We start from the raw sequence: 14,322 nt of genomic DNA on the forward strand, positions 1-14,322 counted from the left end.
GCCTTAGATGGGTGTGGCCGTGGGGCTGACGACACGCTGCCAGCCGGGGCCGGACAACTTGATGACTGGCGCATTGAGCTCGATCACGGCCACCGCATCCAGCCGGATCTTGCCGTTCGATAGCGAAACGACGTTGCCATTCGCATCTTCGATGCTGACCGATCCCGATCCGTTTGCACCGGGTGTTTCGTCGATCATGCGGATGGTATGCCCGTTGTACGAACGGATGATCCGTTCGCGCGGGTGCTCGGTGGGCGGGCGATCCTGGCCGTTCCAGGTGTAACCGATGATGATGGGCTGTTCGGTATCGCCGCCGATAAAGCCCAGCACCACCTCGTCATCGAGTTCAGGCGAAAATAACATGCCCCGGCCGTTGCCGGCCATGGGAGATGCAACTGGAACCCAGTCGGTGCGGGTACGCCCGGGCAGCCCTTGGATATCGACCTTTACCCTGCCCATGCGCGAGGGGTCGTCGACATCGACCACGAGACCGGTGAGGAGGCCTGGATTAGTGCTCATGCGCCACCTCCAGAGGCCGGTTCGGGCGGCAACGGGTTCACGCGCCGCGCCGTGAAGCTCGTGCGATAGCCCTGTTCGTTGATGACGTGGCTGGTCGTCAGCACGGTATAGATGCCGTCGAAATGCCAGCCTGTCCCCCTGATATGGACGGTCTTGCCAGACCTGAGATCGGGCAGCCCCACGCATGCGCCGGAAGCTTCGACCATCCGTTCGTGGTTCTGGCGCAGGGCCCGCAGCGCGGTTTCTGTCGCTTCCGCCACTGTCCGGGCGGGCGGTTCGGCGATCACTTCTTCGCGGTTGGCCAGCCGTGCGACGGCGATATGATCCCGGTTTGGGCAGTCTGTCTCCGGCAGGTCGTCCAGCGTCTTGCGCACCTCGATCGACTGCTTGGCTGCGCGATCCCAGCCGCACACCTTCACCGCGAAAAGTTGGCGCGAATTGGAATAGGTCGGGTGGAACGAGACCAGCGACTTGCCCCACTCCAGCACGTATGTGATCTCGCGTTCCAGATCGGTTGGGCCGAAATAGAGTTCGGGGAACGGGTTTCCGGCGTCGTCGTAGTCTTCGCTGTCACGCAGCACGACCTGGTAACCACGCGCGCGGGCGCGCTGCATGAGGAAGACGATCGGGTACTGGTTATTCATGAATATGTTCGAGACACGCGGCTCGCGCCCCTGGGCAGCCTCATCCACAGCCACGCGGATTCCCAAACCTGGCTTGTGCTGCGTTTCGTCGGCGGGCGGAGACAGGAGCAGCGCGACGTCGCTGTCGCGGATATCGGCGGATCCATCATCGGGCCATGACCAGGTGTATTGCTGGCGTCGCAGCTTCTCGAGCACGTTGAGGCCGCTGACCACGAGTTTCGAATGGCCGCTTTCGGCAAACTGCACGTCCACAGAAGTGACCATGCCGATCACCATGGTGCGCGTATCGTTGGTGTAGCCCATCGAAAGCACGAGCTCATTGCCCGGTTCGAATACATCCGGGTGCTCCCGGCTGCCGGCAATCCGGTTGCCCGAAGCATTGCGGCGGGCCTCGCCGTGTCCGAAATAGATCGGCACCTGCCGTTCCGCGTCCCAGTTGTTGACCGTCAGCGTAAAGCCGTCGATCCGTTCGAGACCGTCTTCGTACTTTACCTCCACGATGTTGCGGACTGCCCCCGACAGGTCGGGCGGGTAGTTCGGGCTATCGGAATTGACGTCTGGCGGCGGCGCTTCTCCGAACATGAACACTTCAAACGCCGGCGCATAAAAGGCGTTGCGCTGTTCCGAAAGCTGGATGATCTCCGCAGTCATTGCCGCCCCCTCATCGAGGCCACTGGCGGGATTTCGAGAACCTGCCCGGGCTCGAGAGCGAGCGGGTTGGCAATGCCATTGTGAAGGGCGATCATGCGCCAGTCGGCACTGCGATCGTTGGCGATTTCGGCGATCCGGGTGATTGTCTCGCCCTGGGCGACGACATGCATCCGGGTGCGATCGGGCGATTGCCGATTGAGCTCGGCAATCTGTTCGTGGAGGGTCTTGTACTCCTTGATCGTCAGCGACAGTGTGGCCCGCAAGGGCACGCCCAGCGACGAGAACATGGTGAAGCGCTGCCGGACACTTTCCACAACGCCCTTGAAGCCGTAGCGGTTCTGACCTGCGAGGGTTTCATAGGTCCGATGACCCGGAAACGCCTCGCCGCCCCAGCTGAACAGGATAACCGCCGGGGCATGGCTCTCGGCCTCGATCTTGATCAGCTGATAGAATGCGTCGGTCTTGACCGTAACGGGCTCGGCATCCGCACCGGTGCCCTTGGCATCTGTGGTGTCGAAGAACAGATCGACAGTCAACGTTTCCGCTTGCCCGCGGACAAACTGAAGCAGAGGGGAATCCAGGCCCGGGATGGGGATTTCGGCAAACTGTGCCGATTTTGCCAGCGTATATTCGGTTGGGTTGAACAACACGTCGATCGGGTTTCCTGCCGGCGTGCCTTCCGCCCGAAGCCGTTGAACCTGAGCTTTGGCGAGCCACTGCATCAGACCAAATCCTCTGGCCGGTTGGTGGCGCTGTTGCGCAAGCGGCGGTCGGAATCGATCCGGTCCTGCAGTCGGCGATCTTCGGCAATCTGGCGCATGATCTGGTCGACCAGTTCGGCCTTGAGTGCTGCAAGGTCGATCGCGGTGACATCGCTGGATACTTCGCCAATCTCGATTTCCATACGCTCAGCTCCTCATCCGAACAGGTTCGAAACGGTATCGGCGAGCGAGCCGCTGCCAGCGCCGGTCTGTCGCAACCCCTCGTGTGCGATCTCGATCTCCTCGATCGCGACCCGTGACTGAGACGCATCAAGCCCCGGTCCCGCCCAGCGCACCGGCAGCCCGCGCACGAAGCGCCAACTGCGCACGGCCTTGCCCCGATCGTCCAGCAGAGCGATCACGCCGTCACGGCGCTTTCCGCGCCCCTCGATGTAGTCATAGTGCCAACGCCACAGGTCCGCCGACGTCACCACGCCGCGCTTCAGCTTGATGTTCGACCATGCGGCGCGACCGGTGAACTTGAGCAATGTGCCGTTGTTGCCACCCTCGGCGTAGGTTTCTGCAGGAATGGTCAGTTCCAGTCCCGCGCACTCAGAAAACCCACCTTGCGGCGGCAGGCCTACGGTCGTCTGGATCAACGCTCCAGTGCCGGCGCTCTCGGCCAGCGAGATCGAGAAGTTGTAGGCCAAAGCGGGATCCCTCGGGCGGGTCATGTTGGCCAGCCTCCCGTTGCAGTGGATTCCGCCAGTTGCAGGCGATCATGCGAGCGCACCAGCCGCAAGAGTACGAACTCTGCCGGAAATACTGGCGCGACCGCGATGTGGACTACGAAGCGTCCGTCATCGATATCTGCGGCGCTTCGTGCGATCGCAATCCGGAATGCTTCTTCTGCCCTGTTTCCGGCCAAGCGCCGGCTTTGCCATTCCTGCTCCAGCAACCCTTCGAGGGTGGCGAAAACACAGCGTTCGAAATGCACGTTGGCAGGTTCGAAAACCGTCCAGGCCATGGCCTTGGAAATCAGCCGCTTGAGCCGAAGGAACTGCCGTCGCACGGCGAGTTGTTTCCAGAGCGAATTGCTGGCGAGCGTGCGCGCGCCCATGACACGAATGCCGCGCCCGGGTCGCGACGTGATCGCATTGATGCCTGTTTCGTTCAAGATCGCATGCCGCCCATCATCAAAATCGACCTGCACTGCAGATGTCCAGGCGAGCCATCGGTTGGCGGGGGCACCGCTTCCTGGATCGCGGTCTGCAGCAGCGATCTGACCGAGAACATGTCCGCTGGGCGGCAGTAAGCGCAATTCCGCATTCGGACCGCCCAGGGGATCGACCACACCGATCCATGGAAAATAGGTCGCGGCGTAACTGCTATCGAACCGCTGCCGCCAGCTCGCTAGCCTAGGCCAGTCGAGCGCGCGCTGGTCAGGCGAAAGCGGCGGATCGAGAATTGCGATGCGATCGCCTCGTGCTTCACAGTGCTCCACCATCGCTTGTTGTATGGCAAGGACTTCGAACTCGCCGAACCCGGGTGTGGCCTCCACCAGTTCGCTCCCGGCCGGCGATGCAAGAGGCGGTGTGGGGTGCGCGCAGATGTTGCACGGGTCGGGAAGGTCCGGCTCTGGTGCCAGCGTTTCGCGGGCAGCCATCGCAGGCAGCACGATGTCGGGCATCGCCAGGGCTGCGGGCTCGTCGATATCCTCGAACAGGCGCATGCCGACGGGTGAGGCATCGGCCGATCCGGTGAAGTCCGACGATTGAAGCAAGGCAATACCATCCCGCCCGCCGGTGGGATGCAATTCTCCAAACCGCATGAGCGGGGAATCCGGGTCCGGCCAGCCCAACGAAGTGCCGGGCAGGCGCCGGATGCGAATGAACCTCGACCGCTCGTTGACAGGGCTGTTGTCCGGCTCTGTGATGCGCGGCAGGTCCAGGGCCGGGTGCGTTTCCACCAGCCTGCCCCGCTCGCGCACCGACACCGTCAAAGCCAGACGGCGGACGCGGATCGGTTTGGTACCGTTCGCGGCCGCCAGCGGGTCGAAGCCGATCAATGGGTTAAGCAGCTTGACCCGCAGCTCGGTTCGGTCGACATCGGCGATCTCGTTTCGGGCTGTGGTTGCGCCATCTTGCGCGATCTCAACCGTGCTGCCCGGCCTCAACTGATCGAGCCGATCCAGCGTCAGTCGATCGGGCAGATCGGGAACAGAGAGCCGGCGGGTTGCGATTTCCGGATCGAGGCTGGTCGTCAGCCTTACGGTCAGGCGATTTCCCCAACGACCCGCGCTTGCCGCGCCGAAGTAGAGAATTTCGCGGCCTTCGGCGTCGACTGCACTGGCCGCAGCAGAGGCACAGCCTATTGCGATGTCGATTGGGGCAGCCAGGCTGAAGCGCAGGTCCAGCGGTCGATGCCAGTGAACAGTCGAACCCGAGACAGACTGTACCACCCTTTCGTCCACAGCGTCCGCGCGCACAATGATTGGCTGCGTCAGGTCGAGTGTGATCGGAAGGGGCTGCTCCCAGGCGATCGACTGGGCTACCGGATCAAGCGTCCGGATCGTGGCCTGAACGGGGGCGGTACCTGACTGCAAGAGGATCACGGCGTCGCCCGGGACAAGCCCGGTGGTCGCAGCGACCACGCTGGTCGCGCGATCGGCGGGCTGGAGTCCGGCGATTACGGTTTCAACCCTCTGGCGCAGGGTGGCGATGACACCTTCGAAAAACCCTGCAGCGTCTGCCACAACGCTCGAACTGCGGTCGGTTGGCTGAACCCCCGCAGTCTGGCTTGCAATCTCGCCAGCGGCGACGCGGGCAACGAAACATCGCTCCCCGCCGTTCTCGAAGAAGGCTCGCACCGCTTGGGCAAGAAACGCGTTCGGCAGAAAGCTTCCGAACACGGCCGTGAATTGAAGCCAGCTTTCGACCGATACGGCCGCACCGAGCGGCCCGCGCTCGGCGATCCCGATAAACGCCGGCACGTCAATCCGCACCTGGGGCGGAGCCTCCTTGCGTTGCCAGCTGGCGTGAGCGCCGGGATTGAGGCCGGTTGCCACCTTGCGTCGCTCCTATTGGACCGTAGCCGCAAGCTCGACGCGATCGACGCAGATCTCGATCATCTCGATAGCTACATCATTGGATGTGGCATTGAGGCTTGGCCCCTCCCATTTGCAGATGAAGCCGTTGCGAAACGACCAGCGCAGCTGGTCACGCTGCAGTTCGTTGGTCAGGATGATTGCGCCATCGCGCAGCCGGGCGCCGCCGCGCAGGATCTCGTGATACCACTTGTAGAGCTGAAGGTCGGTCGTGATCCCGCGCTTCGCCTGCAGGTTGGTGAACTTGCGCAGCCCGAACAGCTTGCGCACGTGGAGATACTGCTCGTCACCTTCGCGGTATTCGACCGGATCGACTTCGAATGTCAGGCCGGAGATTTCACGAAAGGCACATCTGGTGATCCCGTCGAATTCCACGCGGAAGTTGTAGCCGCGGAAAGGATCGGCACGATTTCTGTCAGGCATGGTTCTGCCCCTCTCAAGCTTCGGTTGCGAAGGAACCGCTCGCCGTCTGGCTGATGCGGATGATGACGAATTCGGCTGGCTTCACTGGCGCGATACCGATCTCCATCACCAACCGGCCGTTATCGATATCGTCCTGGGTCATGGTGCTGGTGCCGCAGCGGATGTAGAAGGCATCGCTCTTTTCGAACCCGAGCAAGGCTCCCTCTCGCCACTGGGTTGTCAGGAAACCATCCACGCTATCGATCAGGCGGTCCCAAAGCCGCTGGTCGTTGGGTTCCAGCACGGCCCACTGGGTGCCGATGTCGATCGAGCGTTCGATGAAAATGAACAACCGCCGCACGGCGAGATATTTCCAGTCGCTGGCACTCGTGATGCACCGTGCGCCGTAGATGCGGATACCACGCCCGTTAGGGCGGAAATCGCGGATCACGTTGATATTGTTGGGCTGTGGGTTGAGCACTTCGTGCTCGCCCTTGGTCACGATGGCTTCCAGTTCCTCGACATTGCGCATCGTCTCGTTGCCGGGCGACTTGAATACCCCGCGCTCGTTGTCGATCCGGGCACATAGCCCTGCCATGTGACCCGACGGGCCAATTGCACGGAGCTGGTCATTCGCGTCGCGGACGAGGATGCGGGGATAATAGATCGCTGCGTACTTGGTGTCGTAGCGCAGTCGTTGCGCCTGGATCTGGGGCAAGGTCGGGGCCACACCGCCGACCAGGTCCGGATCGAGCAAGGTCACGCGGTAACGCAGGCGCTCGCATTGTTCGATCATGGCGGCCTGCACGCTCGCGTCTCCCCACCCGGGTGCAACAATGATCGAAATGTCCTCCACTTCCTCAAGCGCCCGCAGCCCCGTCCTTGCGCCCGGACCTGCATCGGTACCGCGGATCGCCGCAGCATTCGGCGCGGCATCCACTCCGGCCGTGGTCGGTCTGAGATTGAGACCGTCGTCGCCGACCGGGAAATTGATCGGGTGCGTTTGCGCGGGCAGTGATGCGGCAAGCGCGGTGATGATCGATGAGCGATTGTTGATCTGGTCGATCACGAACTTGCCGGGAACGTTGGCTAGGGTGAGCGAATTGTACGTTTCCGTCACGCCGTCGTAACTGACTGTCATGGCGAATTCGCAGACCGAAACCACTGTCTCGGTAGCCGGTGCTGCGGGGGCTATCGACGCCGCGTTCATCGCCTGGCCGGACAGTGTCACTATCGTGCCGTTGACCGCGAGGACCTGGCGGAAGATCTTGTCCGCACCCGCCCCTCTGTCGATCTGGACCCATGCCAGCGGATAGAAGCCGGCGGCGGACGCGAGGCGCAGGCGGTTGTTGTCCACCGCGCCTGGTCCAACCAGAGCAACCGAGGTGCTGCGGGCCGGTGCGACGTGCCGCGTGGTAATGACAATGGCGTCCCCCCAACTGCCCTGATCGACCGCTGCGAAGGTCACGCTGGCCGGTCGGCCTGCATTGGTGGGAACGCCTGCCGCGTTCAGACTGCCAATGCCGGTCGCAACTGCGGTGGCACGAGCGGGAAAGACGGCAGGTCCTGCCGGAGAAACGTCGAGATTGGCGGTAAGGGTGATATCGCCGGTCGCCGAATTCACTCCGTTGGCGGCAATCGCACGCGCGCTCGAGGTGTGCGTGACGCCTTCCTGCACGAAGGAGAAGGTCAGGTTGGTCCCGTCGCGAAGGCCAAGGGTGCTGGCAAGCCGGGCGTTCGGAGTGTCGACCGTTGCGTCCGATCCCGCAGCAAGCCGGGTGATGATGCCGCCTTGCGTGGCGAACTGGGTTGCTCCGGCCCCGCCGCCGATTGCGCGGATGACATAGAGCCGGCGTCCACCGTTGGCAAAGTAGCCCTGCGCGGCATAGAACATTTCCGAATCCGCCGTCGTGGTGGGCAGAGGCCCCCCAAAGTGCTGCCGGAACTGCAGCATGTTGGTTACCAGCACCGGCGGACCGTTGGTCGGGCCGCGCTGGGCATGGCCGACCATCCCGGTCGTGCTGGTGCTGACGGCCTCTATCGAAGGAGCCTTGAGGTCCTTTTCCTCCAGATAGACCCCGGGTGCGAGATACTCAGCCATGGTCAGCGGTCCTTTCAGCAAAGCGTGAACGGTACGATTTCGGGTTGGGGGTGAAGCGCACGGTCATGGCGCCAGGACCCAGTCCAGGTCGCCGGACAGCGCGCGTGCGACCGGCAGAGTGCGGCTTTGTGTCGCAAACCCCGCGGCAGAAACGCGTAGCTCCGGCAGATCCATCCGGGCAAAGCCGTGAATTGTGTAGTCCCCGAGCGGGCCGGAGATGGCATCTCGGTCAAAGTATCGGTCCGGCTGTCCCGGCTGCCGCAGAACGAGCACCGCGCTTGCTGCGGGCAGGCTGTTGACCCAGATGACTGCCTCGCCCGCGTGACAGGGGCCCTGCGGCGTCGCAACGGACCCAGAGTATCCCGCCAGTGAAAAGGCATCGATGGTCGATCCGTTCGGGGCCGATCCAGTCAAGGGGGCGGTCAGCAGGGCCAGAACCGCAGGTGCTGCACGGTCCGGGTGGGCAACCAACTGCGCAATCTCTGCCCAGAATCCGCCTTCGGCCGGACCCAAGCGGATTATCGTCCCTGGCCCTGCTGCCTGAGGATCGGCGATCGAGATCGCCTGTGAATCGCGCTCCGCCGGCTCGATCAGCGACAGTTCCGGCTGCGCAGCCAGTGCGCGGCTTCGCAGCGTTGCGCCGGGAGCCGGGTCGACGGGCAAAGGCTGCCGCAGCAACAGCGGCAATTCGCCGCCTGGCAGTGATGGTCCGGAAATGGTCAGGCTGGCCCCCGCGACCGGCAGCAGCGGGGGATTGGCCCCGGCTCCATGGCCCAACACCCTTCCGCGGATGGTTTGTGGGCGTCGGCGCAGCGCCAGATCGAGGCGTATCGGACGGGCAGCGAACGCGGGAACCGTGATCGTCGTGCTCGCGTCGCGGTATCCGGGAACGCGCACCGTTACTGGCAAGTTGTGCGCAACACTCTCGTCAACCAGCGCGACCCCGCGTTCACCAGCCAGCGCATATTCCTTGTCCGACTGGGCAATTCCCAGCAATGGTTCGTCGCAGGAAAGGATTGCCTGACGGGCAAGACCCGTACCGTCGGCATCGTCGAGTAGTTGGCCAACAACAAAGGCGAGTCGGCGTCCTTCCCCGTCGCGGCAAACTGCATAGGTTCGGCCACCGGCAGAGATCTGCGCGTCCATCACAGGACCTCCTCGATTGCTGCCGTACGCAAGCTGCGGTCGAGCACCGGGCTGCCTTGGGCAAAACTGCGGGACGCTTCGATCGGGACGTATTGGACAAAGTAGGAGACAGACAGGCGGTAGACCTCGTTCAACGCGTGCCAGACACGCGTTGCTTCCTCGAAGCTCTGTTGTTCGAGATGTATCCCGATCGCGCTATCGAGAGGTCCAAGAAGGGCTGCGCGGGTGAATTCGGTTCCGAGTTGCGCCTGCGCGTGCATCGCCTGCATCGCGTGACCGAGCAAACGCTGCCGGGCCAACTCTCCGGCTGCAAAGGGAGTGAGCAGGTAATGCAGAACAAGGGGCAGGGGTGCGGGCACCAGCCGCCCGTTGGCATCGACGCTGGGCGGGCGGTTCTCCATGTCGTCAAACCGGCGCACACGGTAAAGCCACAGCGACAGGGTCATCGCCCCCGCAGCCGGGGTGTCGATTTCGGTGGGGCAACGAAGGTCGATCACTGTCCCCGAGAAGGGCCCGGAATTGCTAACCGCGGCGCGCAAAGCACCCTCAAGGCTCTGCGTCACATGACCAATCCCGGCAGAGTCCGCCATCCTAGTGGCTCCCCCTGATGGCTGCGCACAGGCTCTCGATGGATAGTTCTTCGATCGTGTTGATCGATTGCCGCCACTCGCGCAGCTGCGCTACTCCGCCCCGATCGAACAGGGTGATGACGCGTCGCACACTGACCAGATGACCGAGGGTTTCCGCGAAGTCGTTGCCGCGGGAAAGGGACTCCTGCGATCCCAGGATCACCACTTGCGGTCGATGCTGCTCGATCGCCGCGGGAATGCCTTCAGGAGAAATTCCGTGCGCTACAATGCGGGTTTGCGGGCACTGGTCGATCGCTTCCGCCACCAGGCCCCAGCGCATGGGGAGAATGCTGTCGGCCAGGACCCGCACCTCTTCCATATCGTCCTGCCTCCGTCTCAACGAGGTTCGGATTGTCTTTGCTGGAGATGCTTCTGAAAATGGTCCGAACGGTTCAAATGTGATCTGAACCCCAACCGCCAGGATCTAGATCGCTTTCTGGCCAACTGGCCCGGACCATTGATCCGACCGACTCAGCACCGCGCCCAGCAGTATCGATTCCGCCGGGTCGCGGCACAGTCCGACAATATCAGAAGGAAATGCGGCGCGTCAGTCTGCGACCGAGCGGACCAATGCACCAGCCTGTTGCCGCCTATCGACGTTCAGTTTTTCGAGCACGTGATGGACATGGTTCTTCACTGTCGAGACGCTCACCCCAAGCCGCCTGGCGATTTCCTTGTTGGTCGCGCCGCGTTCGAGATCGAACAGGATTTCGGTTTCGCGCGGGGTCAATCGGCCCAGGTCGGTTTCGGTGCCAAGATGCGGGCGCTGCAAGAGATTGGCGCGCGGGCCGTTGTTGCAAACCAATCGCGAGACCAGCCGGGCAGCGGTACGGGGCGAACAACTGAATTCACCCCTCGCCACCAGGTCGATGGCAGTAATGACATCTTCGACAGTGCCTTCGTTATCGACGAACCCCGCCACGCCCAGTCTCGCCCAGTCCGCCACCTCGATCGCACCATTGGCAATTGCGACGCCTACGATGCGGCGTGAGAGTTGGGCCTGACGAAGCTGTTCGGCAAGCAGACCACTGCTGCGCGAACCAAAATCGAGGATCACCGCATCGGGCTGCAATTCAAGAATGCGATGGAGCATGGCGCTGTCGGGCTTGCCGTGACCCAGCACTTGAACCGTCCCGGTTCGGGTGAGCTGGAGACTGAGGCCTTCGGAAACCAGCGCCACTTCGCTGGCGATCAGAACAGTGTGTGAGGCGGGCTTTTCGCGCGAACCCAAAGTGAGTTCGGGTAACCGTAAGTGGTCTGATTGCATCATCGAGTCTCCGGCCTGCCGATTGCGAGGAAGCATCTGATGCCATCCTCCCAGTGCGACCCGCGAACTCGCATCTGAATGAATTTTTCTCGCGGTTATTCCGTTAGTTAACGAATCGCGAGAGTCATTACTTTGCTGTTCTGTAAAACTCCCACGAATCTGCTTGTTCCGTCAATGGTCTTTCGGAACCGAAAGCGCCGGATTGCATAGACTGCGGGACGAAGGGAGGATTTGCTCTAGGTCATCCGCCACAGTTTTCCGCCGCTTGGCTGCACCAAAAGGAATAGGCCTAACGAGTCGCCCATTTTGTAGTCTTTCGGACCAGCCTTAGCCTTGCGAATTGCAACCTCTGTTAGCGCCATGATTTCAGACCTTTATCTGGTGCATGCGCAACGGGACCAGACAAGGGTGCTGTTGACCGGACCGAACGCAGACTCGCTTTCAGAAGGGAATACTAGCCGTTGCACGATCGACTATAGTTCTCGGCTATTCCAGCTCCTTGGTTTCGCAGCCAACAATGATCGCGCTCCCGGCCCTTGTCCGAAATTCTGCTACATTTTTCGGACACAGCCGATGCGACACATGGGTCGACCCCGCCGCAGCTGCCTACTCAAGCGACAGCGTCCAGCACATTGCGTTGGATTATCGACGGCAGGCGCAGTGCTGAACCTCCCGGTTTTTCCCCCGCGCCCCCGGTCCGACACCAGGTTCTTCGAAACGTTGAGATAGCGTGCGAACACAGGCTGGGAGACATGCTCTGCCTCGCGGATGGCCCTGATTTTGTCGGGCGAAAGGACTGGCGCAGGTGCAAGGCAAGCTTCGTCGAACTCGCGTATGGTTTGCTTGACGAGCGCTTATTTGCCGCCGCAGAATTCGGCCCATTCCTCCATCATGGGGCGGCGCTTGCCGATGTAGTCGGTGCGCCGATATGCGGCGTCGACCCGATTTACGATCGTATGAGCCAAAGCCGCTTCCGCTACCTCTCCTGGATAGTCAGTTTTTCTGCGACCCAGTCACGGAACGAGGAACGAAAGCCATGAACTGTGAAATCCTCACCCTTGTCCCGAAGAATCTTGAGCAAGGTCATATCTGACATTTGTCTTCGAGAGACCTGCCCGGGAAAAATCAGATCGCTGCGGGGGGATCGGAATTGCTTGGCACGCCGGAGGACATTAATCGCTGAGCGCGAGAGCGGCACAACATGAGTGTTGCCTGCCTTCATCCTTTCCGCGGGGACCGTCCAAAGCTTCTTTGCAAGATCAATCTCGTTCCAGGTTGCGCCACGCATTTCACCTGATCGCGCCGCTGTCAGGATGAGAAATTCCAGCGCTAATCGTCCAACCGAAGATCGTTTTCGTAGAGAAACCAGAAACTGGGGAATCTCGGGGTAGGGCATTGTTGCATGGTGCTTGGGTTTCTTTTGCTGGCGCGGGAGCCCTCTCATGACCAAGAGCATCGGAGCTTCTGAGTCTCTGAACCCTTTGGCACGCGCCCAGTCCAGCACTGAACCTATCCGTTGCCGCACGCGGCGAGCGGTTTCCGGCTTGGTAAGTCAGATCGGAGCGAGCGTATCCCGAATCAATGGAACCCCAATATCCGAGACCAATCGGTCACCCAGCTTGGGGAAGGCATAGGTTTCCAGGGTTCTTATCCATTGTGTCTGGCGCTTGCCTTGCCTCTGAACCCGAAGGATCCAGCTGCCCTTCCCAGACCCACGAAACTTCAGGATCAGACCGTCACCATCCGAATATCGGCTGGGCTTTTCCAGGTTTTTGATTCCCGATGCGGTCAAGTTTCCCAATCCCGATTCCTTTCTGACCCACGCGTAGCCCCACAAGTGGTGTGGTAATCAGCAAGAACTCTTGGGAAGATCTGGGACAGTAGTGTGGCCAAAAGTCCCGCAATTCCGGGGTTTTTGGGACTATATCAGACTTTCTGGGAAAGGTGAGGTGGCGGAGACGGAGGGATTCGAACCCTCGATACCCCGATAGAGGTATGGTTCCTTAGCAGGGAACTGGTTTCAGCCACTCACCCACGTCTCCACGTTCGCCCCAATGTGCCAAAGGGGCGAACGGGGCGCGCTATAACGGGGGTGTCGGTCCGCCGCAAGTAGCCACCGGAAATTGCCACATTTCGGCGTTTTGCCCCGCTTTCCGATTCGCTTCGCCGCAAAACGGACTCACCTTGCCGCGCGTTCATTGCCGCTTCACGCGCAGAGGACTCTGTTTGCCGCAGAAGTGGTCCGCGCGCTGCGCCTCGCGCCCGATGCCGGACACCAAGCCAATCCGCCCGTGGAAAGAGGGGGCCGACATGCCGAAGAGTTTTGCCGATATCTGCCGCAAGGGTGTCGTGGCGCTTGCTGCCGCAGCACTTGCCGTCACCGGCGCGGCCGGTGCGAGCGCGCAGCAGATCGAGACCGTTGATCCCGACATGGCGATTGATGCGGACCTTGTGCAGCCATCCTCGCGTGCAGGTGCGACGGCGGATACGCCCTACCAGGTCGATGGCCCCTCCGCGCGCTACACGCAGCAGCCCACGCCCACCTATCCCGATGCGTCGAACGAACTTCCGCCGGAAGTCTATCCCGCTCCAGTCTCGGCGACGACTGCGGCGCCCCAGCCGGTCCCGGCCACCACGCAGTCCGAAACCACCTATGCCAAGGATGACCTGATCGGTGCGGCAGAGGGGCTGTTCGGGCGCGGCGCGGAAGGCCTTGCCCGCCTGATCGAGGACATCCTCGAAGAGCAGGGCGAACCCGATGCCTATATCGTCGGCCGCGAGGGCGGCGGCGCCTTCGTCTTCGGCGTGCGCTATGGCTCGGGCACGCTGTACCACCGGATCGAGGGCAACCAGCCGATCTACTGGACCGGCCCCTCCATCGGCTTCGATGCGGGTGCCAATGCCGGCAACACCTTTGTCCTCGTCTACAATGTCGACGATACCGAGCAGCTCTATGAGCGTTTCCCGGCGGGTGAGGGACAAGCTTACCTCGTCGGAGGCTTCAACGCATCCTACCTTCGCAAGGGCAATACGGTGCTGATCCCGATCCGCGTGGGCGCGGGCCTGCGCCTTGGCGTGAATGCCGGTTACATGCGCTTTTCGCACAAGCAGCGCTGGCTGCCTTTCTGAAGATTGCGCAAAAAGCCGTCCGCTACG

The 14,322-nt window shown here is 61.9% G+C and carries 14 protein-coding genes, 1 tRNA gene and 2 pseudogenes; 1 reads left to right on the forward strand and 16 read right to left on the reverse strand.

What is annotated here, in order from left to right; all coding sequences use genetic code 11:
- Positions 1-3: 3 nt before the first annotated feature.
- From E5222_RS12435 to E5222_RS12510, 16 genes and pseudogenes are all read right to left on the reverse strand, one after another.
- Positions 4-519: a phage baseplate assembly protein V gene (locus E5222_RS12435; protein ID WP_136694108.1), complete on the reverse strand. Its 516-nt coding sequence runs from the start codon at positions 517-519 to the stop codon at positions 4-6.
- A complete protein-coding gene (locus tag E5222_RS12440; protein ID WP_136694109.1) occupies positions 516-1,814 on the reverse strand; it encodes a phage late control D family protein in 1,299 nt (432 codons plus the stop codon). Before E5222_RS12440 ends, E5222_RS12435 begins: the two co-directional genes overlap by 4 nt.
- Positions 1,811-2,536 carry a CIS tube protein gene (locus E5222_RS12445; protein WP_136694110.1) on the reverse strand — a complete coding sequence of 242 codons (726 nt, stop codon included), beginning with the start codon at positions 2,534-2,536 and terminating at the stop codon, positions 1,811-1,813. The genes E5222_RS12440 and E5222_RS12445 overlap by 4 nt, the downstream gene beginning before the upstream one ends.
- The gene (locus tag E5222_RS12450; RefSeq protein ID WP_136694111.1) at positions 2,536-2,718 is read right to left on the reverse strand and encodes a hypothetical protein; all 183 of its coding nucleotides are present in this window, start codon (positions 2,716-2,718) and stop codon (positions 2,536-2,538) included. Before E5222_RS12450 ends, E5222_RS12445 begins: the two co-directional genes overlap by 1 nt.
- 12 nt (positions 2,719-2,730) lie before the next feature.
- Positions 2,731-3,249, reverse strand: coding sequence for a phage tail protein (locus E5222_RS12455; RefSeq protein ID WP_136694112.1), 519 nt, complete (start codon positions 3,247-3,249; stop codon positions 2,731-2,733).
- Positions 3,246-5,582, reverse strand: a complete 2,337-nt coding sequence (locus tag E5222_RS12460) for a phage tail sheath subtilisin-like domain-containing protein (protein ID WP_136694113.1) — start codon at positions 5,580-5,582, stop codon at positions 3,246-3,248. The genes E5222_RS12455 and E5222_RS12460 overlap by 4 nt, the downstream gene beginning before the upstream one ends.
- Before the next feature lie 12 nt (positions 5,583-5,594).
- A complete protein-coding gene (locus E5222_RS12465; RefSeq protein ID WP_136694114.1) occupies positions 5,595-6,044 on the reverse strand; it encodes a phage tail protein in 450 nt (149 codons plus the stop codon).
- 13 nt (positions 6,045-6,057) lie between these two features.
- The gene (locus tag E5222_RS12470; protein ID WP_136694115.1) at positions 6,058-8,124 is read right to left on the reverse strand and encodes a phage tail sheath C-terminal domain-containing protein; all 2,067 of its coding nucleotides are present in this window, start codon (positions 8,122-8,124) and stop codon (positions 6,058-6,060) included.
- A 63-nt stretch (positions 8,125-8,187) separates the two neighbouring features.
- The gene (locus E5222_RS12475) at positions 8,188-9,270 is read right to left on the reverse strand and encodes a hypothetical protein (protein WP_136694116.1); all 1,083 of its coding nucleotides are present in this window, start codon (positions 9,268-9,270) and stop codon (positions 8,188-8,190) included.
- Positions 9,270-9,860 carry a Pvc16 family protein gene (locus E5222_RS12480; protein WP_136694117.1) on the reverse strand — a complete coding sequence of 197 codons (591 nt, stop codon included), beginning with the start codon at positions 9,858-9,860 and terminating at the stop codon, positions 9,270-9,272. Before E5222_RS12480 ends, E5222_RS12475 begins: the two co-directional genes overlap by 1 nt.
- Position 9,861: 1 nt before the next feature.
- Positions 9,862-10,218 carry a hypothetical protein gene (locus E5222_RS12485; RefSeq protein ID WP_136694118.1) on the reverse strand — a complete coding sequence of 119 codons (357 nt, stop codon included), beginning with the start codon at positions 10,216-10,218 and terminating at the stop codon, positions 9,862-9,864.
- A gap of 228 nt (positions 10,219-10,446) precedes the next feature.
- Positions 10,447-11,169, reverse strand: a complete 723-nt coding sequence (locus E5222_RS12490) for a LuxR C-terminal-related transcriptional regulator (protein ID WP_169053584.1) — start codon at positions 11,167-11,169, stop codon at positions 10,447-10,449.
- A 239-nt stretch (positions 11,170-11,408) separates the two neighbouring features.
- Positions 11,409-11,528 (reverse strand): annotated as a pseudogene (locus E5222_RS16770) (Arm DNA-binding domain-containing protein); the annotation flags it as partial.
- Between the two features lie 614 nt (positions 11,529-12,142).
- A complete protein-coding gene (locus E5222_RS16775; RefSeq protein ID WP_246021757.1) occupies positions 12,143-12,670 on the reverse strand; it encodes a tyrosine-type recombinase/integrase in 528 nt (175 codons plus the stop codon).
- A 12-nt stretch (positions 12,671-12,682) separates the two neighbouring features.
- Positions 12,683-13,003: pseudogene (locus tag E5222_RS16890) on the reverse strand (Arm DNA-binding domain-containing protein); the annotation flags it as partial.
- Between the two features lie 113 nt (positions 13,004-13,116).
- Positions 13,117-13,208 (reverse strand) — tRNA-Ser (locus E5222_RS12510).
- Between the two features lie 268 nt (positions 13,209-13,476).
- Here E5222_RS12510 and E5222_RS12515 point away from each other — a divergent pair.
- Positions 13,477-14,295 (forward strand): DUF1134 domain-containing protein, encoded by an 819-nt coding sequence (locus E5222_RS12515; RefSeq protein ID WP_136694120.1) that lies wholly within the window; start codon positions 13,477-13,479, stop codon positions 14,293-14,295.
- Positions 14,296-14,322: the final 27 nt, after the last annotated feature.

The sequence above is a fragment of the Alteraurantiacibacter aquimixticola genome, assembly GCF_004965515.1.
Lineage (GTDB): Bacteria > Pseudomonadota > Alphaproteobacteria > Sphingomonadales > Sphingomonadaceae > Alteraurantiacibacter > Alteraurantiacibacter aquimixticola.

Excerpts from the sequence above, each read along its gene's own strand:
- E5222_RS12435 (WP_136694108.1), bottom strand. The coding sequence starts at position 519 with ATGAGCACTAATCCAGGCCTCCTCACCGGTCTCGTGGTCGATGTCGAC.
- E5222_RS12440 (WP_136694109.1), bottom strand. The coding sequence starts at position 1,814 with ATGACTGCGGAGATCATCCAGCTTTCGGAACAGCGCAACGCCTTTTAT.
- E5222_RS12445 (WP_136694110.1), bottom strand. The coding sequence starts at position 2,536 with ATGCAGTGGCTCGCCAAAGCTCAGGTTCAACGGCTTCGGGCGGAAGGC.
- E5222_RS12450 (WP_136694111.1), bottom strand. The coding sequence starts at position 2,718 with ATGGAAATCGAGATTGGCGAAGTATCCAGCGATGTCACCGCGATCGAC.
- E5222_RS12455 (WP_136694112.1), bottom strand. The coding sequence starts at position 3,249 with ATGACCCGCCCGAGGGATCCCGCTTTGGCCTACAACTTCTCGATCTCG.
- E5222_RS12465 (WP_136694114.1), bottom strand. The coding sequence starts at position 6,044 with ATGCCTGACAGAAATCGTGCCGATCCTTTCCGCGGCTACAACTTCCGC.
- E5222_RS12470 (WP_136694115.1), bottom strand. The coding sequence starts at position 8,124 with ATGGCTGAGTATCTCGCACCCGGGGTCTATCTGGAGGAAAAGGACCTC.
- E5222_RS12475 (WP_136694116.1), bottom strand. The coding sequence starts at position 9,270 with ATGGACGCGCAGATCTCTGCCGGTGGCCGAACCTATGCAGTTTGCCGC.
- E5222_RS12480 (WP_136694117.1), bottom strand. The coding sequence starts at position 9,860 with ATGGCGGACTCTGCCGGGATTGGTCATGTGACGCAGAGCCTTGAGGGT.
- E5222_RS12485 (WP_136694118.1), bottom strand. The coding sequence starts at position 10,218 with ATGGAAGAGGTGCGGGTCCTGGCCGACAGCATTCTCCCCATGCGCTGG.
- E5222_RS12490 (WP_169053584.1), bottom strand. The coding sequence starts at position 11,169 with ATGATGCAATCAGACCACTTACGGTTACCCGAACTCACTTTGGGTTCG.
- E5222_RS12515 (WP_136694120.1), top strand. The coding sequence starts at position 13,477 with ATGCCGAAGAGTTTTGCCGATATCTGCCGCAAGGGTGTCGTGGCGCTT.